The organism is Sphaerisporangium sp. NPDC051011, assembly GCF_040653595.1.
GTDB lineage: Bacteria > Actinomycetota > Actinomycetes > Streptosporangiales > Streptosporangiaceae > Sphaerisporangium.
In genome coordinates this window covers 1-19,021 of record NZ_JBFAGG010000021.1, presented here as the reverse complement: position 1 = coordinate 19,021, position 19,021 = coordinate 1, and the positions used below count along the sequence as shown (strand labels likewise).

Sequence of the window (19,021 nt, the reverse complement as noted above, 5' to 3'; positions counted from 1 at the left end):
TCGCATGCCAAGAGTGCCGGGTGAGGGCTACTCTCCGTAGGTGAACGATTACTAGTTCATGGCGTTGAACGTCAGGATCGGTTCCTTGAACTCCGGCGAACGGGGGCACGATGGCGGACAAGTACACACCTCAGGCCATCTGGGGCAGGGAGCTTCGTCACTACCGGCAGGTGGCCGGGCTCACCCAGGCGCAGCTCGCCCAGAAGATCCACTTCAGCGAATCCCTGATCAGCGGCATAGAGACCGGCCAGCTACCGGCCAGCCCCGAGTTCGCCCAGGCCTGCGACACCACCCTCAGCACCGGCGGAGCCCTCCACCGCCTCCTCGACTGGAGACGCGCGCAGGCTCTTCCGGCCTGGTTCGGCAAGTGGAGGGACAAGGAGCAGGTCGCCGTCACTCTGCGGACGTACGAGCCCCTGGTTATCCCAGGTCTGCTCCAGACAGAGCCTTATGCTCGGGCGCTCCTCAGCGACAGCGAGGAAAGTGTTGTGTCTCGCCTGGAGCGTCAAGCGATTCTCACGCGTAGCGACCCGAAACCGCCTAGGCTCCGAGCGGTCATCGATGAATTGGTGCTCCATCGACTGGTCGGTAGCGCGGATGTCATGCGTCAGCAGCTCGAACATCTTGCGGAGATTGCAGGGCCGGAGGTCAGCGTGCAGGTGGTTCCCCAAGGTTGTGTTCGCGCTGGTCTTCTGGCGGGGTTCGTCATCGCCACTATGGACGGCGGTGGCGAGGTAGCGTATCTAGAAACGGCTATTCGTGGTCTGACTACTTCTGATCAAGATGACGTGAGAGCCGCTCTGGAACTGTTCGAGGCCATACGCATAGATGCTCTGCCACTAGGCATGTCAGTAGAGCTAATCAAGAGAACAGCAGAGGAACGATGGACTTGAGTAAGGCGCAGTGGCGTAAGTCAAGTTACACAGGCAGCAACGGTGGTAACTGCGTGGAGATCGCGGAGCTGTGGCGTAGGTCAAGTCACAGTGGAAACAACGGTGGAAACTGTGTAGAGGTCGCCGAGATGTGGCACAAGTCCAGCCACAGTGGCAACAACGGTGGGGACTGCGTCGAGGTTTCGGCTCTCGATCGTGTGGCGGTTCGCGACTCCAAGAACCCGGACGGGCCGAAGCTGATCTTCGACCGGGCCGAGTGGGGCGCGTTCGTCCACGGCCTCAAGGCCGACGACTTCGGCGGCAGGTAGAAGGTCAGGGCGACATAGCGGGCGGGCGTGGCTCTCCACCCGCTAGCTCCGTCGTGCAGGCCCCTTCCTCAAGGGCCTACGGCCCACGTCTATCTCGTGGTGACGTGTGCCCGGGTTTGGCGGGCTTCCGTGACCGTGGGCAGTGCTAGGCCGTTGCTGTGGCGCGGCGCTGTCGTGTTGTTCTGAGGCGTGGCGGCGTTGTGTCGTTTCGTCGCTGACTTGGCGCCGCGCGTTGACGTCGTACGCGCTGCTGATCGCCTGCCCGGCGGTGGGATGCCCAGCCGGCCGAGGTTCACATAGGTGTAGGTGGTGGCCGTCGAGCGTGCCTGGGCGGCCACGGGCGGGGCGGTGAGCGTGGCGGCCGTCAGGCCCGGAAGCCGCCAGGAGCGTCAAGGTGGTTCGTCTTCGCATCATCTCTGCCCTTTCGGGGAGAGGAGGGGGCGAAGACGATGTTCGCCCGATTGCGGGACGAAGATTCTTACGGAACGATTATGTCCGATCCGGCATCATCAGTCACAGGAGTAACGTCGTCGATCACGCACGGTGATTATTCTTGGGGCGTCGGCGGATCTTACAAATTCACGTTGATGTGCTGGGGCCTCGTGACCTGCGGTTATCTGAGAACAGCATGAGAATACCCGTCAAAGCACAGCGAGGCGGGACGAACCCTCCGTAGGATCTCTATTGAACTGTGACCTGAGACTGGGATCCTGTTACGCCTAGCAAACCGGTCAACGCCGCTGAAATGGAGAGATACGTGCTGAAGTCGCAGGCACGCCGTCGCATCGCCACCAGAGCAGCAATAGCCGGAGTGCTAGGTACAGGGGTCGTCTTCGGCGCCGGCCCTGCGTTCAGCGCCTTTGTCGGCCCCAGTCCCGTCACGTACAGCTGTAGCACGGGCACTGGCGCGAGCGCCGCCACGGCCACCTACAACTTCCAGGTATCGCTGGACGGCCCGCTGACGACTCCGTCCCCCAGTTCGACGGTGACGTTGACGTGGGTTATCGCTCAGCCGACTGCGACCCCGAGCTTCACGGCCACGGCGGCCATTCCGAACAACGAGGCAATCGTCATCGATGGTGAACTGCTCGCCAGCGGTCCTCCGCTTGGGGCCGCCACGACGGTAACCCCGAAGCCGACGACGACTTATACACCGCTTACTACGGTTTCTCCTGGCTCCCCCATCCCGCTCCCGACGATGACCGCCACGTTGGTACCGACAGCGGTGGGGACGTTTACGGTCAAGCCCGGAGACTTCAACTTGAAGGTCGGCTCTGGGGCCTCGGCTACTTCGTATGAGTGCACCGTCGCGTCACCAGCCGTGCCTCCTAGCGCGACGGCACTTCCGTTGACCGTGGTCGTGGCTTCTCCCAGCGCGTCCGCTTCCAACACGCCGTCGACCACTCCCTCGGACACGCCGACGCCGACTCCCACGCCTACGACGACCACGCCGAAGCCGACCCACACCGTCTACGAGACCGTCACCAAGAAGCCGACCGACCAGGTCACCAAGAAGCCTGCCGGTGGTGCGGCGACCGGTGGTGGTGGGGACGCGGGGCCGGACGGCCGGGTGCTCGTCGCCGTCGGTATGGTGCTCGTCGTCGGGGCCGGGATGGGCGGTCTGGTGATCCGCCGTCGGCGTCCGAACCGGGGCTGATCGGGGTCCTGCGTGACGACGCCTCCCGAATACCCCACTCCTGACGAGAGTGGTGCGTACCCGCACGCCTACCCCGGCGACGCGGGCGCCCAGGGCGTACCGGGATATCCACAGCCTGTGCAGGGCCCGGCGTACATGCCGCAGGTTTACTACCAGTACCCTGGCCAGCCCGCGCCGGGGGACCCGTGGGGACACCACGGTCAGCCGGAGCGGCGGAGCGACCGCAGCCAGGTCATGCGCGGCGTGCTCATCCTCGCCGCCGTGGCGGGTGTGGTGACGGTGGTGGTCGGGCTGCTGTTCATGGTCAACGCGCCTGACGAGTACGGGCTGGCCAACAGCCGTACACCGCTGAAGTTGCCGGCGCAGCCGCCCGCCGAGCTGGCCCCGTCGGTCGGTCCGGGCGGTCTGGGTCAGCCGCTGACGCAGGCCGTGCCCTCGGCCCCGCCGCCCGTGCCGTCGCTGCCGCCCGCGCCGGCGATGCAGCCGTCCAGCCCGAAGCGGCTGGTCATCAAGAAGCTGGGCATCAACGCGCCGATCAAGCCGGTGGGGACGGACAAGCAAGGGGCGATCGAGACTCCGCCCATCAACAACCCCAACCTGGTCGGCTGGTACCGGTACGGGCCGACGCCGGGCCAGGCCGGGCCGGCGGTGATGCTCGGCCACAAGGACACCACTTCGCGCACGGCCGTGTTCAGCCGTCTTCACGAGATGCAGTACGGCGACACGATCGAGGTCACGCGGATGGACGGGACGGTGGCCATCTTCACCGTCGGCGGCATCGAGCAGGCGGACAAGCAGACGTTCCCGACGAACCGGGTGTACGGCAACGCCGACGCGGCGGAGCTGCGGCTGATCACGTGCGGCGGTACGTACAACCGCGTGACCGGCCACTACGTGGACAACGTGATCGTGTACGCGCGGATGACCAGCACGAGGAAGGCGTCCGCGTCGACGTCCGCTCGTTCGCTGGGTTCGTCCACGGCGACCGGGCGCTGACGCCGACCATCCCAAACCCATTAAGCCCGATCGCCGCGGTTGTCGGGCTCAAGGCCTGGATGCTCTGGCAGGTCCTCACCTTCCCCCTCGCGCGCATCCTGATCCTCCGGCCCGGCGGCGTGAGGCGGTATGAGCGGGCGCGGGCGTGAGCAGGCGCGAGGGGCGTGAGCGGGCGGGCGCGGGCGGTCGTGGAGGATTATTCTGTTATACGCTCGACAGTACCGAACAATGCTCGGTTTCTAGGTGGGACGGAACCCAGGAGGGCACTGTGGCAGAGGCGTACATCGTCGGGGCGGTCCGTACCCCGGTAGGCAAGAAGAAGGGCGGCCTGTCCACCGTTCACCCCACCGACCTGGCCGCGCGGACGCTGAAGGCCCTGGTCGAGCGCACCGGCATCGACCCGGCCGCGGTGGACGACGTGATCATGGGCTGTGTCATGCAGTTCGGCCCGCAGACGATGGACATCGCCCGCAACGCGTGGCTTTCGGCGGGCCTGCCGGAGAGCGTGCCCGGCGTCACCATCGACCGGCAGTGCGGCTCGTCCCAGCAGTCGATCCACTTCGCCGCCCAGGGCGTCCTGTCCGGTACGCAGGACCTGGTGGTCGCCGCCGGCGTCGAGTCGATGAGCATCGTCCCCATGGGGTCGACCGTCACCGCCGCGCTGGAGAAGGGCATGCCGTTCCCGTTCGGGGACATGTGGGTCGATCGGTACGGCAAGCAGGAGATCTCGCAGTTCCGCGGCGCGGAGCTGATGTGCGAGAAGTGGGGCTTCACGCGCGACGAGCTTGAGCGGTACGCGTACGAGAGTCACCAGCGGGCCGCCAAGGCGGTCGCCAACGGGTACTTCAAGGAGCAGATCGTCCCGGTCAACGGGGTCGAGGACGACGAGGGGCCTCGAGCGGACACCACGCTGGAGAAGATGGCCGGGCTGAAGACGCTGCGCGAGGGCGGTGTGATCACCGCCGCCACATCCTCGCAGATCTCCGACGGTTCGGGCGCCGTGCTGGTCGCCTCGGAGCAGGCCGTCCGCGACCACGGGCTCACGCCCCGGGCGCGCATCGTCACCCTCGCGCTCACCGGCGACGACCCGGTCTACATGCTGACCGCGCCGATCCCGGCCACGCGGCGGGCGTTGCAGCGGGCCGGGCTGTCGATCGACGACATCGACGTCATCGAGATCAACGAGGCGTTCGCGCCGGTCCCGCTGGCGTGGCTCGAGGAGATCGGCGCCGACCCGGCCAGGACGAACCCGAACGGCGGCGCCATCGCGCTCGGCCATCCGCTCGGCGGCACCGGCGCGATCCTGATGACCAAGCTGCTGCACGAACTGGAGCGGACGGGCGGCCGGTACGGGCTGCAGACCATGTGCGAGGGCGGCGGCCAGGCGAACGTCACCATCATCGAACGCCTCTGATCCGGCGGCGGGCGGCCGTCTCTCGTGCACGGCGGCCACGGGCACGCTGAGGTCGTCCCGGGGCGCGGAGGCCGCGCGTCCGTCACCGGGACGCGGTGCGCAGGGCGGGGAGGACCTGCTCGGCCAGCAACTCGGCCTGACGCCGATGGTCCGGGCCGGAGGGCGTGAAGTTGAACGACGTGAAGCCCGTCCCGGCGAGGCGCTCGGCGACCTCCTGTGCCGGGCCCGCGACGACGCCCGGATCGTCGCTCGCGGGCCCGCCGATCCGGAACGACACGTTGTAGACGCAGGTGACATCGGCCGGATCGCGTCCGACGCCGGCCGCGGCTCTCACGATGCGCTCGCGCATGGCCTTGGCCTGTTCGGGCGGGGCGAAGCCCAGTGAGGGGATCCAGCCGTCGGCGAGCCGTCCCGTCGCGTCCAGGGCCCGGGGGCCGTACGTGCCGAGCCAGATGGGGATCGGGGTCCGCGGCTTGGGCTCCAGGTCCGCGGCCTCGACGTGGTAGCGCGGGCCCGCGTACGTGAAGCCGGGGCGCGACCACAGGCCGTGCAGGATGGTGATCGCGTCCACCATGCCATCGACCTTCTCGCGCGGGGACGGCACGCCGAGGCCGAAGGCGCGGAACTCCTCGTCGGAGTAGCCGCCGCCGAGGCCGAGGATCAACCGGTCGCCGGAGAGGCGGTGCAGCGTCTCGGCCATCTTGGCGATCATCGCGGGCGGCCGGTAGGGGACGCCGAGCACGCGAGTGGCGACGCGGACGCGGGAGGTCGCCGCGGCGATCCACGTCAGCATGGTCCACACCTCGTTGGTCGGGGCGGTGCCGCAGGGGTGGTCGGAGGTCGACACAAAGTCGAAGCCGAGGTCCTCGGCGTGCCGGGCGTCCCCGATCGGGTCGGCTCCGGGGGCCGCCGAGGGGCTGACGCTCAGCCCGAACAGTGGTGTGCTCATCGGTTCCCGTCCTGGTCCGCGCGGAGACTCCCGCGCTTGTTTACATGTAACCGAAAAGCTAGGCGGCCGATTGGTTACATGTCAACCAAAGCCCTATGCTGGGAGGATGGACGCCGAGCCGCGCTGGCTGACCGACGCCGAGCAACGGGCCTGGATGGGCTACCGCCGTATGCGTCTGCTGCTGGACGCCGAGGTCACGCGCGACCTGCTGCGCGACTCCGAGCTGTCCGCGCCCGACTACGACGTGCTGTCCACGCTGTCGTCCAAAGAGGGGCGGCGCTGGCGGCTGAGCCGGCTCGCCGAGCGGATGCTGTGGTCCAAGAGCCGCCTGTCGCGGCACATCGCCCGCATGGAGCAGCGCGGGCTGGTCACCCGTGAGGAATGCGCCACGGACGCGCGCGGCGCCATGATCGTCCTCACCAAGGCCGGGGTGCGGGCCATCGAGGACGCCGCGCCCGACCACGTCGAGTCTGTACGACGGCATTTCGTCGACCTGCTCACCCCGGAGCAGCTCGACCAGTTCGCGGCGATCGCCGAGACCGTCCTCGCCCACCTGTCCGACCGGGCCGGCGAGCCCTCACCCGAGGACCGGGACGAACCCCGATGAACGAGAAGGGCGGCGCTCCGCCCTCGCCCGACCGCGGTAGGGGGCCGCGTTCGAGGGCGAGGGCGGGGCACCGCCGTCACAGGGCCGCCCCGGGGGTGGGGTGGTCCTGTCCTGAGCCGGTCAGCGACCCTTCGGCTGGCGGCGGGGCGGCACGCGCCGTACGGGCACGCGCGGCACCGGAACGCGCCGCGGGGCCGGGGGCTGGCGTCGGCCGGGCTGTGGAGTAGGGCCCGGCTGGGCGCCGCGCTGGGATACCGGCTGGGGGAAAGATCGGGCACGCATGGGCGTCTCCTTACAGATGACTCGACGCGGCAGGGATGTTCACGCCGCTCGGAGCTGACTCAGCCACCGCGTCTGGACGGACGGGGATCAGAAAGCCGAGTGCCTGCGGACCGGTCGTCTAGGGGACCGGCCGCCGCCATCAGTAAGTGAAGATGCGCATGCCATGACGGTACGAGGGCGGACGGATCGGTCGCAACTGATTTATCGGGCGCCCGATCCGGCCCGGTCGGATGTTCCGCTTGGCCGCGTCCGGGAGCAATACGCTGGCGGCATGGGAATCGACACGGCCCCGAGCACGCTTCCTTCCGCCGACGGCCTGCGGGAGGCGATGGTGGACACGCTGCGTGGTTGGGGAGGGGTACGGACAGCGTCGGTGGAGGCCGCGATGCGTGCCGTGCCGAGACATCTGTTCGTGCCCGAGGTGTCGCTGGAGCGGGCCTACGGGCCGGAATCGGTGGTCACGTTTCGGGATGAGGACGGCATCGCGATCAGCTCGGCGTCCGGGCCCGGTGTGGTCGCGGCGATGCTGGAGCAGCTGGAGGTCCGGCCCGGGCATCGGGTGCTGGAGATCGGCGCGGGGACCGGCTACAACGCCGCCTGCCTGGCCGAGCTCACCGGTCCGTCCGGCCGGGTGACCACGGTCGACATCGGAGAGGAGATCGTGGCCGGCGCCCGGCGCGGCCTGGCGGTGGCGGGTTACGAAGATGTCCGGGTCGTGCACGGCGACGGCACCGACGGAGTCCATGAGGACGCGCCCTATGACCGGATCATTGTGACCGCGGGGGCGTGGGACGTGCCGCCGTCGTGGCGGGAGCAGTTGGCGCCGGGCGGCCGTCTGGTCGTCCCGCTACGGATGCGCGGTGTGACCCGCGCGGTGGCGTTGGAACTCGACGGCGACGTGTGGCGAAGCGTGTCGATCGAGGAATGCGGGTTCATGCCGATGCGGGGGCCGGATGCCGTTGAGGAGCTGAACCTGGAGTTGCCCCCCGAAAGCGGGGTGCGGATCCGCGTCGATGACGGCAGGCCGGTCGATGTGACCGCGCTCGGGGCCGCGCTCGCGATGCCGCCGGTCCTGGCCTGGTCGGGGGCGGTGGTGCCGTGGAAGCCGCTGGTGCACCTGGATTTCTGGCTGGCAGGCGCGTCCGCGGAGGTCTGCCGAATCATCGTGCTCAGCCGTGCGCGGGAGGCGGGACTGGTCGAACCCCTCTACTCCTGGGGCAGCATGGGCTGCTACACCCCCGACACATTCTCCTACCTGATCCGGCGCCCCGCCCCGGGCGAAGGCGGTCAGGAGATGGTCGAGCTGGGAGCGTGCGCCTACGGGCCCGACGGGGATCGGCTTGCCGCCCGGGTAGCAGACCGGATCCGGGCATGGGACCACGTCGGCGACGCACGGGTCGGGCTACGGGTCGAGATCCACCCCGAGGGCAGCGCCGACCTCCGGGCGATGATCACGGCGGACAAGCGGCACAGCAGGGTCTTCGTCATCACCGAGCCCGCTTGACTCGACGACCCACACCCACCGCCATCGGCGACGCGGCAATCACATCCCTGGCCGGCCGCCCGGCCCACCGCTGGGACACCGAAGGCCCCTCCCTCTGCCACGGCAACTCCGGTGTACTGCAATCCATAGCGGTCGGCCGCCCGGCCACCGCCGACCTCGCGGCCTCGGCCGTCACTGCGATGTTCGACCCCCAACACGCCTTCGGCGTCCGACACCTCCACCACGGCACCGCATCCGATGACCCCGGACTGCTGACCGGAGCAGCGGGCATAGCCCTCGCGCTCGCCGATCATGGCGGTCTACCCGAGGCCTCAGCGATCCCCGCGCGATGGGACGCCGTTCTCCTTCTCTCGTGAACTCCGCAGATGCGTTGCACGCGAGCAACTCGGCCGCGCTCATCAACGCCGGCGTCTCCATCGAGGCCGTCCGCCAAAGGCCCGGCCTCCACCGGACCCCGTCCCGCTCTGTTGTGCTGGCGATGTAAAGAAAACTAGACACGGTGTCGGTGTTGCTTTACATTCGAGCTATGGCATCAGAAGAGAAGAGCGCGTGGATCATGGGGTTGGTCGCGATAGCCGCCTATGCGGTCTACCTCGTGATCGTCCTGGGACGGGCGGGTCACACCCCGCTGGCCGAGGTGCCCTACATGGCGCCGATGCTGTGGAGCATCGGGGGTGCCATCCTGGCGAACATCGTGCTGCGCATCGCCGCCGCGGCCGCCTCGCCGAGGGACGCAGGGAAGAAGGACCAGCGCGACCGCGAGATCTACCGGTTCGGCGAGTACATCGGCCAGTCGTTCATCGCCGTCGGCGCGCTCGGGGCGCTGCTCATGGCGATGGCCGACTGGGACCGGTTCTGGATCGCCAATGTGATCTACCTGGCGTTCGTCCTGTCGGCGATCCTCGGGTCCGTGGCCAAGATCGCCGCGTACCGCTGGGGCTTCCAGCCGTGGTGAAGCCGACCAGGGTCACGAACGCGATCAGGGCCCTGCGGTTCGCGCACGGCGAGATGACGCAGGCCGAGTTGGCGGACCGCATCGGCGTGACCCGCCAGACCATCATCGCGATCGAGCAGGGTCGCTACTCGCCCTCGCTGGAGGTGGCGTTCCAGATCGCCAGCGTGTTCAAGGTGCCGCTCGACGAGGTGTTCCAGTATCCGGACAGTGAAGGGGAGGGGCCGTGAAGGCCATCATGCAGGACAGGTACGGAAGCGAAGACGTCCTGAAATTGCAGGACATCGAGAAGCCGGCGGCCGGGGACGACGACGTGCTCGTCCAGGTACGGGCCGCGGGCGTCGACCAGGGGGTGTGGCACCTGATGACGGGCCTGCCCTACCCGGTTCGCCTGGCGGGCTTCGGCGTCCGCAGGCCCAAGTTCCGCGTCCGCGGGCGCGACGTCGCGGGCGTCGTGGAGGCGGTCGGCAAGAACGTGACCGGACTGCGGCCGGGCGACGAGGTGTACGGCACCTGCGAAGGCTCCTTCGCCGAGTACGCGCTCAGCCGCGCCGACAGGCTCGCGCCGAAGCCGGCGAACCTGACCTTCGAGCAGGCGGCGGCCGTACCCACGTCCGCCTGCACCGCCCTCAAGGGGCTTCGCGACGCGGGGCGAGTGAAGGCGGGGCAGAACGTGCTGATCACGGGTGCCGGGGGAGGCGTCGGGACGTACGCCGTGCAGATCGCCAAGGCCTTCGGCGCGCGGGTCACCGGCGTGTGCGGCACGGCGAAGGTCGACCTCGTCCGGTCGCTCGGCGCCGACGACGTCATCGACTACACCCGCGAGGACTTCGCCGCCCGGGCGCGCGGCTTCGATCTCGTCCTCGACATCGCGGGCCTGCGCTCGCTCGCGGTCCTGCGGCGCGCGCTCACGCCCCGGGGGACGCTCGTCGTCGCCGGAGGCGAAGGGGGAGGGCGCTGGCTCGGCGGCACCCAACGGCAGCTCCAGGTCCTCGCGCTGTCGCCGTTCGTCCGGCACGACCTGCGCCCGCTGATGTCGTCCGAGAGCACCGAGGATCTTCAGGTTCTGACGGGCCTCATCGAGTCCGGGAAGGTCACCCCGGTCGTCGACCGGACGTATCCCCTGGACGAGGCCCCCGACGCCATCCGCGATATGCGGGCCGGTCGCGCCCGGGGCAAGTTCGTCGTCACCGTGTGACACCCGGAAGGGTCAGCGGGCCGCGAGGTCCGGGATCTCCACCCGCACGACCGTTCCCTGCCCGGGCAGGGAACGCAGGGTCGCCTGACCGCCGTGGGCGGTCGCGATGGCCTGGACGATCGCCAGGCCGAGGCCGGTGCCATCCCCGTCGCCGTTCGAGGCGTGGTGGAAGCGGTCGAACGCGCGGGCGACGTTCTCGGGCAACATGCCCGGCCCGTCGTCGCCCACCTCCAGCACCACCGGCGGCTCCAGCCGTACGGTCACCGCCGTGCCGGGCGGGGTGTGGGCGCGGACGTTGGCCAGCAGGTTGACCATCACCTGCCGCATCCTGGCCTCGTCCACGACCGCGACCAGCTTGTCCGGCGCCGACAGCGTCACCGGACGCTCGGGGTTCAAAGCGGTGAAATCGTCCACCACGTCCATCGCCACGCCCGTCAGATCGACCGGCTCCACGGTGAGCGGCGCGCCCTTGTCCAGCCGGGCCAGCTCCAGCAGCTCCGAGACCAGGCGGGCCATGCGCGTCGCCTCGTCCTCGATCCGGCGCATGACCTGCCGCACCTCGTCCGTGGGGATCGCGCCCTGGCGGTAGAGCTCCGCGTACCCGGAGATCGTCGTCAGCGGGTTGCGCAGCTCGTGGGAGGCGTCGGCGGCGAACCGGCGGACCCGTTCCTCCGACGCCCAGCGGGCCGCGAACGCGTCCTGGATGCGGGTGAGCATCACGTTGATGACCGAACCGAGGTGCCCGGCCTCGGACTTCCCCTCCGGCATGCGGGCCGACAGGTCGCCCCCCTCGGCCACCAGCCGGGCGGTCGTCGCCATCCGCGACAGCGGGGCGAGCCCCTTGCCGATCAGCGACCTGCCGAGCAGCGCGAGCAGCACCATCAGCACGGCCCCGGTGGCCAACTCGGTCACGACGAGCTGGCTGATCGAGTCCGTGACCTCGTCCAGGGGGACCGCGAAGACGGCCACCCGGTTGCCGGCCGCCACGCGGGACGCCGCCGCGCGTAAGCGCTCGCTGAGTGCGAAGGGCTCGCCGGTGTCCGCCAGCGCGCGCAGCTTCGCCGCGCCGAGCGCCTCCAGCATCGCGGGGACCTGTGAGGCATCCTTGTCGTCGCCCGACACCAGCCGCACGCGGTTCGTCGTGAGGTTCAGCACGGCCACCGCGTACGTCGGGCTGGAGTTGACCAGCGCGACCCCGCTCGCCCGGTTGAGCCGGTCGGCGGACAGTCTGGCGGCGGCGGCCAGCGACGCGTCCGTACGGTCGATCAGGTGGCCGCGCAGCACGAGGACGCTGACGACCGACAGCACGACCAGGCCCACGAGCGTGACCGAGAGCAGGCCGGCGAGGAGGCGTCCTCTGAGCGTCATCACGATGCCATAGTGCCTGGTATCGGGTACTGCGAGGTGAATTGTCCGTACACGTGCGTGGGCGCGGCTCAGGCGTCCTGCGCGGGGCGCAGCGCGTAGCCGACGCCGCGCTGGGTGTGGATCAGCGACGGGCCCAGCGGATCCAGCTTGCGGCGCAGGTAGGAGATATAGGTCTCGACCACCTGGGACTGCGTGCCGAAGCCCCACACGTGCTCCAGAAGCTGTGCCTTGGTGAGCACCTGACCGGGGTGGCGCATGAGGAAGGCCAGCAGCCGGAACTCGGTGGGCGACAGCTCCACGAGCGTGCCGCCGCGCCGTACCTCCCACCGCGCCTCGTCCAGCTCCAGGTCGGCCACGGTCAGCACCGCCTGGTCCGCCGTGGACAGCCCGTGGTCCTCGGACGCGCGTCGCCCGCGCCGCAGCACGGCCCGCGCCCGCGCCACCAGCGCCTCCACCGAGAACGGCTTGGTGACGTAGTCGTCACCGCCGAGCGTCAGGCCGTGCACGGTGTCCGCGGGGGTGTCGCGCGCGGTCAGGAAGATGACCGGGACGTCGTCCCCGCCCGCGCGCAGCCGCCGGCACAGCTCGAAACCATCCAGATCGGGCAGCATGACGTCCAGCACCAGAAGATCGGGGGCGCCGGACGTCGCCAGCTCCAGCGCCTCGTACCCGCGCGAGGCGCTCACCACCTCGAACCCGTGGAAACGCAGCGCCATGCCCACGAGGTCACGGATGTTGCGCTCGTCGTCCACGACGAGGACGCGGGGTTTGCTCGACTGGTCGCTCATGCGGGCTCGGGTCACTCCTTGGGGCGTTCGGGAGCCGCTACTCCCTGCGCGGTCAGGCCGTCCCAGGACGAAGACGGCGTCACCGGCCGTCACGGCCCCGGTGATGAGCACCTTCGATGCCATTCTCATGCGGACAGGTCACAGGACCGGGCTAGGAGAAGCGCGAGGAAACCCTGTGATATCGCCGAGAGGCCGGGCGAGGCTTCGTCAGCGCGGGACGCGGGCCACGCAGAAGACGGTCTGGCCGAACGGCGGGCGGATGAACCGCTCGATGAAGCGGGTCGTCGGGACGACCGTGCGGTCGTAGATCTTGACCAGCCGAGGGTCCGGGTAGCCGACGCCGCCGCGGCGGACGGCCGCCCACCAGGCGATGCCGCCGAGGAAGTTGATGGGCTTGAGGACCTCGGCCTTCAGCCCGGCCTTGGCGACCGTTTGGCCCAGCGTCTTGGGGGTGTAGCGGGTGACGTGGCCCACCTTGCGGTCGAAGTCCCCATAAAGCTGCATGTAGCCGGGCACCCAGATGATGATGCGCCCGCCCGGCTCGGTCACCTTCGCCAGCGACCGCAGCGCCTCGGCGTCCTCCTCGATGTGTTCGAGGACGTTCATCATCACGACCGTGTCCACCGGCTTGGCCAGCGGGATCTCGGTCGGCAGGCCGAACCGCAGCACCTCGATGTCGTCGCGCCCGTCGAACCGCTTCTCGAGCTGCTCGACGCAGTAGGGGTCGAAGTCGCTCACCACGAGCCGGTCCAGGCGCGGAAGGAACTGCTCGGCGAAGTGGCCGAGGCCCGAGCCGATCTCCAGCATGGACCTGCCGACGTGCGGGGCGACCATGTCGAACTCGTACCGCCGGTAGTTCTTGGCCTCGTCGCCACCGAGGTGGTTCTCCAAGGCCTCGTCGCCGGCCGCCGGTTGCACCACGCGGTCATACCCAGACATGCGTCCCGTCCAGCTTCGCTCACTCGAAGACCGCGGCCCCTGCGGGGACCACGGTCACGGATGGCCTCCGAGTCTAGCGGCCCGGCTCCGCGAGGGTTCCCCGTTCCCCGGGAGCCCGGGCGGAAACGGTTCACGACGGAGTACGCCGATCCTTTGCGCGCGCAGGGGAAGGAAACTACCTTTTCTCGCGGAACGATCAGCCGAGGAGCCCCCCGACGGACGACGATGAGGCGATAACCCGGTCACTGGCCGGGGATCTCGCCGCCTACGAGGTGCTGGTCACGCGCTACAGTGCGGTGGCCCACCGTACCGCCGCGCTGCTCGGCGCCGGCGACGAGGCCGAGGACGCCGTCCAGGAGGCCTTCGTCAAGGCGTTCCGGTTCCTGTCGGGCTTCCGGCGGGACGCCGCGTTCAAGCCGTGGCTGCTGCGGATCGTCGCCAACGAGACCCACGACCTGACCCGCTCGCGGGGGCGCCGCGCCGACCTCGTCCTGAAGATCGGCGTCGAGCCGGAGACACGCGTGCCCGACGACCCCGAGGGCGTCGCCATCGCCGGCGACCGGCGCACCCGGCTGCTCGACGCCGTACGGGCCCTGCCCGAACGGGAACGCCAGGCGGTGGTCTGCAGGTATTTCCTACAGCTGTCGGAGGCCGAGACGGCGGAGGTCCTCGGGTGGCCGCTCGGCACGGTCAAGTCCCGGACGTTCCGGGGGCTCGCCAAGCTGCGGAAGGAGGTGGGCCATGAACTCTCCTGACGACCTGGAGTCCGAACTCCGCGCACTCGGCGAGGCGCTCGCCGTCCCCGAGCCGCAGCCGTCCGACGTGGCCCACGCCGTCCGCGCCCGCCTGGAAGCCCTCAGAGGCGGGTCCGGCGTGGCGGAGCCTTCCGGCGATGCGGACCGGCGAGACGGCGCGCGGCCCGATGACGTGCTTCCCGGTGACACGCGGCGGGGGTCGTCCGGGCCGGGCCGGAGATCGCGACGGCGGCCCCGGTGGCGCTGGGTCGGCGCGGGCGTGGCCGTGGTCGTGGCCGTCCTGGCCGGGCTCACCCCGCAGGGGCAGGCCGCCGTGGGGCACATCCTGCGCTTCGCGGGCATCGAGGTGCACATCGGCGAGCAGCCGGGGCCGCTGCCCAGCGGCGTGCCCAGCCCCCTGCCCGGCGAGCGGCGGGTCACCCTGGACGAGGCCCACCGGATGGTGAAATTCCCCTTCTCGGTGCCGACGGCGCTGGGCGAGCCGGACGACGTCCGGGTCGGCGACGGCGGCCGGGTGGTGTCCCTCTTCTGGCCCGGGCTCCGGCTGGACGCCTACCACGGCCTGCTCAGGCCCGCCTGGCGCAAGGACCTCGGCGGCCCGTTCCCGGAACAGGTCGTGGTCGGCACGTCCGAGGGCTGGTGGATCTCCAGCCCCCACCAGGTGACGTACCTGCCCTCGGACGGCGGGGAACGTGTGATGCCCCGCCGCGCCGAGCCCACCCTGATCTGGCAACGCGGCCTGACCGGCTACCGCCTGGAAGGCGCCGCGGACGTCGCCGAAGCCCGGAGGCTCGCCGAATCCGTCCGCTGACGCCCGCCGCCCCGGGGCTCCTGGGTTTCTACCGGCCCGGGGGCGGCGGAGGTTCGGTGGGGCCGGTCTGCGGGGGCTGGGTACCGGGAGGCGGGCGGCTCGAGATCGGGGGCGGCGGAGGCGCGGTCGGGCCGGACTGCGGGGGACGCTTGACCGTCGGCTCGGGGGCCGGTTTCTTCGTGGGCTTCGGCGTCCGCGGGGCGCTCGTGGTGCGAGGGGGCGGCGCGGAGGACGCCGCGGGCGGCGGCGGTGGCAGGGCCGTGCGCCGAGGGGCCGGGGTCTCGCGGGGAGGTTTCGGCGTGACGACCGCGCCGGGCGGGGGTGGCGGTGACTCCACACCCAGGGAGACCCGCGTCGGGGACGCACTCGGGGCGCCGGGCACGTCGCCGGTGTCGTCCGGGGCGCCCGTGCCGCCCGCGAAGCCGTCCGAGGACCGTACCGCGGCGGGGGTGTTCGGGCCGCCCGAGGAGTCCGGCCACGCGAACCAGATGCCCGCGCCGGCCGCCAGCAACAGGACCAGGCCGATGACGATGCCGCCGCGGCGCCGGTCCTGACCCAGACGCCTCCAGACGGGCTCCTCGTCCTCGTCGTCGTCGTCCATATCGAGCGAGGTGTCCCAGGTGCGCCACCGGTCGTCTCCCGAACGTCCGCCCGCTGAATCTTTGGCGTACGGCGGACGACGCCGCGGTGGCTCGTCCCAGTTGTCAGGCACGGTGCTCTCGTCTCCGGGGCGGGGATGGACGTCGTCGCTGGTGCGGGGGGCGGTCATTGGTCGCTACATGAGCATTCATGTGGGGGTTAAGACCGCGGGGCGGTCAACAGAGTATAGAAGTTTGTTATGTAACAAAAGTGATATGAGAAGCTGGCGCGTCCTCCCGTATATTTCTGACTGCTTTGCTAGCGCCAGATTTATCATTTGCAACTATGTCAGGAGAGCTGAGTCCCGTGCCGAGGAGGGATGATCCCGCCGCCCTGGAGCGGCTCTGCCGTGAATACGGAGATCATCTCTACGACTACTGCCAGTCCCTGCTGGATGACGACGACGCTCTTTCGGCGACCGTGGGAGCCCTTCACGGGGCTGTCGCCCACACCGACCGGCTGTACGACGCCACCCGCCTGCGCGCCTGGATGTACGCCCTGGCCAGGGCGGAGTGCCAATCGAGGCTCGCCGGCGTGGCCCACACCGGCTCGTACGCCCGTCAGGGCCGCGGGGGATCGCCCGAGCTCGGGGTCGAGGTGCTCGCCTGCCTCGAACCCCGCGAACGCGAGATCCTCGACCTGACGCTGCGCCACGGGCTCAAGTCCGACGAGGTCGCCAGAGTCCTGGACATCTCGGTCGACGCGGTCGAGTCCGCGGCCCGCCTGGGCAGGAAGCACGCCGAGCAGTGGCTGGCCGCCGTCATGGACGCGCGCGGCGCCACCCCGCGCTGCTCCGTGCTGCCGGGCCTGGTGAAGTCGTGGGCCGAGTCGCCGACGCGCCTGCTGCGCGCCCACATCACCCGGCACGTCCGCTCCTGCAAGGAGTGCGACGGCGCGAAGTCCGGGGTCACGATCACGGCGCTCATGACGCGCATGCCCATCCTGGCGAGCCCGGCGCCGTACGAGCGGCTGTTCTCCGGCGCGGACACGTCCTTCACCGCCGCCGAGACCCGCACCGAGAGCTGGCACCCCGACGGCTTCCCGGTCCAGCCGGACGCCCTGGAGGACCCGCCCCCACCCGAGGCCCCCCTGACGGTCGAGGAGGGCTTCACGCCCGAGCGGACCGACGGCGTCAAGCCCGCCGCCCCCGAGTTCTGGGAACCCGACCCGGACGCCGACGACCCAGAGAGCCGCATCCGCTGGGGTCGCGTGTCCCTCGTGACCCTGGTATCGGTCGCCTCGGCGGGCGCCATCTGGTCGATGGTGTTCGCCCCCAGCGGCGGCGCACCGACGGTCGACGTCAAGGCCGCGGGCGACACGATCGTCGTCCAGCCCGGCGAGTCGTTACCCCCTCTGGTCGACTCGCCGCCGCCCCCGCCTCCGGGCGGCACCATCGGGCCCGTCCACAGGAGCGCTCTGCCGTCCGCCTCCGGCGTTGCCCGCCAACCCGGCGTGGCGCAGCCGACGTCCTCGGTGCCGATGGCGTCGCCCCCGTCGAGCCGCTCCCAGCGGTCGGCGAGCCCCACGGCCAAGCCCCGGCAGTCCGACCCGCCCGCCGGGAACGACGACAACGCGCCCAACGACCCGCCGCCTCCGCCGAAGCAGACCTCCAAGCCGACCGAGAAGCCGACATCGGCCCCGAAGCAGAGCTCGCAGCCGCAGACGAAGCAGACCACCGCTCCTCCGCCCCCGCCGCCGCCTCCTCCGCCCCCGCCGTCCGTCGCGGCGTCGACGACCTCGCTCAACGTGAGCACCGACCGGGGAGGGTCGGTCACCATGCGTTCGCAGCACGGGGCCATCTCCTGGCAGGCGAGTGGTCAGAACCTCAGCATGGCGCAGTCGAGCGGCACGATCTCCGACGGCCAGAGCGACGCCATCCAGTTCACCATCGCCGCGCCGAACGACCCTGACACCTGCGGCAGAGAACAGACCACCACGCTGTCGATCTCGTGGTCCGGAGACAACAAAGGCACCAAAGGCTCCGGCAGCGTCGGGGTGAAGATCACGTACGTGAAGCCCTGCGTCGTAGTGCGCTAGCTAACGAGGAGAGACCGCGAATGCCCCGACTTCGCAGACGCGAATGGATCATCGCGCTCATAGCGGTGCTGTTCACGCTGACCATAGGCATCCCCACGGGCATGGCCCTGGCCGATCCCGCCCAGCCCCAGGGCGTGAACAACCAGTGCGACGACATCCTCGGCAGCGGGACCCCCGAGTTCATGTACTGCTCGTGGATGGCCGAGACGCCCACCGACGCGCTGAGGGTCCTGAACTACTGGAACTTCAACGACGGCCAGCGGCTCAAGGAGGCCGTCCCGTACCCGGGCCCCGTCCTGTTCTGCAAGGACAAGAACAACAAGGGCCCCGGCATGCAGGGCTGCGCCGACAAGGACCAGGTGCTGTGCAAGTACGACCAGAGCGCCGGCAAGTATCTGTGCAAGGACACCGAGGGCAAGCCCACGAACCCGCCCGCCAAGGCCTGCCTGGGCGGTGAGTTCGACTGCACCCGCGGCAACGGCTCCACCTCGTCGGGAGAGGCGAACGGCACCCCCGCGCCGAACGCGTCCGGCCCGGCGCAGACCGGCGTCGACCCGAGTGCGGGACCGCTCGACCCCAGCGCCGACCCCACGGCGCAGCCGGACGGCAACCCCCAGTTCGCCACGCCGGACGCCGGTCGGCCGGACGTCCAGGTCGATCAGCAGGACCAGCAGGCCCCCCAGGACCAGCAGGTCAACAACCAGCAGGTCGACCGGCAGCAGACCGAGCCGCAGGGGCAGCAGCCCGAGCAGACGCAGCCCACCACGCCCGCCGACCCCGAGCCGACCGCCTCGGCGGCCCCGAGGCAGCAGCAGACCACCCCGAACAGGCAGGTGCTGACGCCTCCGGACGACGCGACCGGCCAGGCCGCCGCCGCGGCCGTCAAGCTGGGCATGCGCGTGTGGATCGAGAGCGAGCTGGCCC

Annotated in this window: 20 protein-coding genes and 1 pseudogene; 16 read left to right on the top strand and 5 right to left on the bottom strand. The window is 70.1% G+C overall.

Annotated features, from left to right (window positions below; translation table 11 throughout):
* Nucleotides 1-110: 110 nt before the first annotated feature.
* From AB0H21_RS35305 to AB0H21_RS35285, 5 genes are all read left to right on the top strand, one after another.
* Nucleotides 111-893, top strand: coding sequence for a helix-turn-helix transcriptional regulator (locus tag AB0H21_RS35305; RefSeq protein WP_358525617.1), 783 nt, complete (start codon nucleotides 111-113; stop codon nucleotides 891-893).
* Entirely contained in the window at nucleotides 884-1,201 is a 318-nt protein-coding gene (locus AB0H21_RS35300) for a DUF397 domain-containing protein (protein ID WP_358525615.1), read from the top strand. The genes AB0H21_RS35305 and AB0H21_RS35300 overlap by 10 nt, the downstream gene beginning before the upstream one ends.
* Nucleotides 1,202-1,946: 745 nt before the next feature.
* On the top strand, nucleotides 1,947-2,858 hold the full coding sequence (locus AB0H21_RS35295; protein WP_358525613.1) for a hypothetical protein: 912 nt from the start codon (nucleotides 1,947-1,949) through the stop codon (nucleotides 2,856-2,858).
* A gap of 12 nt (nucleotides 2,859-2,870) precedes the next feature.
* On the top strand, nucleotides 2,871-3,854 hold the full coding sequence (locus tag AB0H21_RS35290) for a class F sortase (RefSeq protein ID WP_358525611.1): 984 nt from the start codon (nucleotides 2,871-2,873) through the stop codon (nucleotides 3,852-3,854).
* A gap of 268 nt (nucleotides 3,855-4,122) precedes the next feature.
* Nucleotides 4,123-5,268 (top strand): acetyl-CoA C-acetyltransferase, encoded by a 1,146-nt coding sequence (locus AB0H21_RS35285; protein WP_358525609.1) that lies wholly within the window; start codon nucleotides 4,123-4,125, stop codon nucleotides 5,266-5,268.
* Between the two features lie 82 nt (nucleotides 5,269-5,350).
* Here AB0H21_RS35285 and AB0H21_RS35280 read toward each other — a convergent pair whose 3' ends face one another.
* Nucleotides 5,351-6,217 (bottom strand): LLM class flavin-dependent oxidoreductase, encoded by an 867-nt coding sequence (locus AB0H21_RS35280; RefSeq protein ID WP_358525607.1) that lies wholly within the window; start codon nucleotides 6,215-6,217, stop codon nucleotides 5,351-5,353.
* A 106-nt stretch (nucleotides 6,218-6,323) separates the two neighbouring features.
* Between AB0H21_RS35280 and AB0H21_RS35275 the strand changes: the two genes are divergently transcribed.
* The 7 genes from AB0H21_RS35275 to AB0H21_RS35245 all read left to right on the top strand — a co-directional run bounded on the left by AB0H21_RS35275 (nucleotide 6,324) and on the right by AB0H21_RS35245 (nucleotide 10,760).
* A complete protein-coding gene (locus tag AB0H21_RS35275) occupies nucleotides 6,324-6,824 on the top strand; it encodes a MarR family transcriptional regulator (RefSeq protein ID WP_358525605.1) in 501 nt (166 codons plus the stop codon).
* Nucleotides 6,825-7,377: 553 nt separating this feature from the next.
* Complete coding sequence (fxlM, locus tag AB0H21_RS35270; protein ID WP_358525604.1) at nucleotides 7,378-8,610, top strand: methyltransferase, FxLD system; 1,233 nt, start codon at nucleotides 7,378-7,380, stop codon at nucleotides 8,608-8,610.
* Entirely contained in the window at nucleotides 8,607-8,966 is a 360-nt protein-coding gene (locus AB0H21_RS35265; RefSeq protein WP_358525601.1) for a lanthionine synthetase LanC family protein, read from the top strand. The genes fxlM and AB0H21_RS35265 overlap by 4 nt, the downstream gene beginning before the upstream one ends.
* Entirely contained in the window at nucleotides 8,963-9,094 is a 132-nt protein-coding gene (locus AB0H21_RS35260; RefSeq protein ID WP_358525600.1) for a hypothetical protein, read from the top strand. Before AB0H21_RS35265 ends, AB0H21_RS35260 begins: the two co-directional genes overlap by 4 nt.
* 42 nt (nucleotides 9,095-9,136) lie before the next feature.
* Complete coding sequence (locus AB0H21_RS35255; RefSeq protein WP_358525598.1) at nucleotides 9,137-9,565, top strand: hypothetical protein; 429 nt, start codon at nucleotides 9,137-9,139, stop codon at nucleotides 9,563-9,565.
* On the top strand, nucleotides 9,559-9,792 hold the full coding sequence (locus tag AB0H21_RS35250) for a helix-turn-helix transcriptional regulator (RefSeq protein ID WP_358525596.1): 234 nt from the start codon (nucleotides 9,559-9,561) through the stop codon (nucleotides 9,790-9,792). Before AB0H21_RS35255 ends, AB0H21_RS35250 begins: the two co-directional genes overlap by 7 nt.
* Nucleotides 9,789-10,760, top strand: a complete 972-nt coding sequence (locus tag AB0H21_RS35245; RefSeq protein ID WP_358525595.1) for an NAD(P)-dependent alcohol dehydrogenase — start codon at nucleotides 9,789-9,791, stop codon at nucleotides 10,758-10,760. Before AB0H21_RS35250 ends, AB0H21_RS35245 begins: the two co-directional genes overlap by 4 nt.
* Before the next feature lie 12 nt (nucleotides 10,761-10,772).
* Here the strand turns inward: AB0H21_RS35245 and AB0H21_RS35240 are convergent, their stop codons facing one another.
* The 3 genes from AB0H21_RS35240 to AB0H21_RS35230 all read right to left on the bottom strand — a co-directional run bounded on the left by AB0H21_RS35240 (nucleotide 10,773) and on the right by AB0H21_RS35230 (nucleotide 13,855).
* The gene (locus AB0H21_RS35240; RefSeq protein ID WP_358525831.1) at nucleotides 10,773-12,128 is read right to left on the bottom strand and encodes a HAMP domain-containing sensor histidine kinase; all 1,356 of its coding nucleotides are present in this window, start codon (nucleotides 12,126-12,128) and stop codon (nucleotides 10,773-10,775) included.
* 68 nt (nucleotides 12,129-12,196) lie between these two features.
* Nucleotides 12,197-12,916 carry a response regulator transcription factor gene (locus AB0H21_RS35235; protein ID WP_358525593.1) on the bottom strand — a complete coding sequence of 240 codons (720 nt, stop codon included), beginning with the start codon at nucleotides 12,914-12,916 and terminating at the stop codon, nucleotides 12,197-12,199.
* A gap of 207 nt (nucleotides 12,917-13,123) precedes the next feature.
* The gene (locus AB0H21_RS35230) at nucleotides 13,124-13,855 is read right to left on the bottom strand and encodes a class I SAM-dependent methyltransferase (protein ID WP_358525591.1); all 732 of its coding nucleotides are present in this window, start codon (nucleotides 13,853-13,855) and stop codon (nucleotides 13,124-13,126) included.
* A 272-nt stretch (nucleotides 13,856-14,127) separates the two neighbouring features.
* On the opposite strand from AB0H21_RS35230, the gene AB0H21_RS35225 reads away from it, so the two are divergent.
* Together AB0H21_RS35225 and AB0H21_RS35220 are read left to right on the top strand one after the other, a co-directional pair.
* Nucleotides 14,128-14,610: an RNA polymerase sigma factor gene (locus AB0H21_RS35225; protein ID WP_358525589.1), complete on the top strand. Its 483-nt coding sequence runs from the start codon at nucleotides 14,128-14,130 to the stop codon at nucleotides 14,608-14,610.
* Nucleotides 14,597-15,421, top strand: coding sequence for a hypothetical protein (locus tag AB0H21_RS35220; RefSeq protein ID WP_358525587.1), 825 nt, complete (start codon nucleotides 14,597-14,599; stop codon nucleotides 15,419-15,421). The genes AB0H21_RS35225 and AB0H21_RS35220 overlap by 14 nt, the downstream gene beginning before the upstream one ends.
* Before the next feature lie 28 nt (nucleotides 15,422-15,449).
* Here the strand turns inward: AB0H21_RS35220 and AB0H21_RS35215 are convergent, their stop codons facing one another.
* Entirely contained in the window at nucleotides 15,450-16,190 is a 741-nt protein-coding gene (locus AB0H21_RS35215; protein WP_358525585.1) for a hypothetical protein, read from the bottom strand.
* A 155-nt stretch (nucleotides 16,191-16,345) separates the two neighbouring features.
* On the opposite strand from AB0H21_RS35215, the gene AB0H21_RS35210 reads away from it, so the two are divergent.
* Nucleotides 16,346-18,097, top strand: a complete 1,752-nt coding sequence (locus AB0H21_RS35210) for a sigma-70 family RNA polymerase sigma factor (RefSeq protein WP_358525583.1) — start codon at nucleotides 16,346-16,348, stop codon at nucleotides 18,095-18,097.
* Between the two features lie 20 nt (nucleotides 18,098-18,117).
* A pseudogene (locus tag AB0H21_RS35205) lies at nucleotides 18,118-19,021 on the top strand (hypothetical protein); the annotation flags it as partial.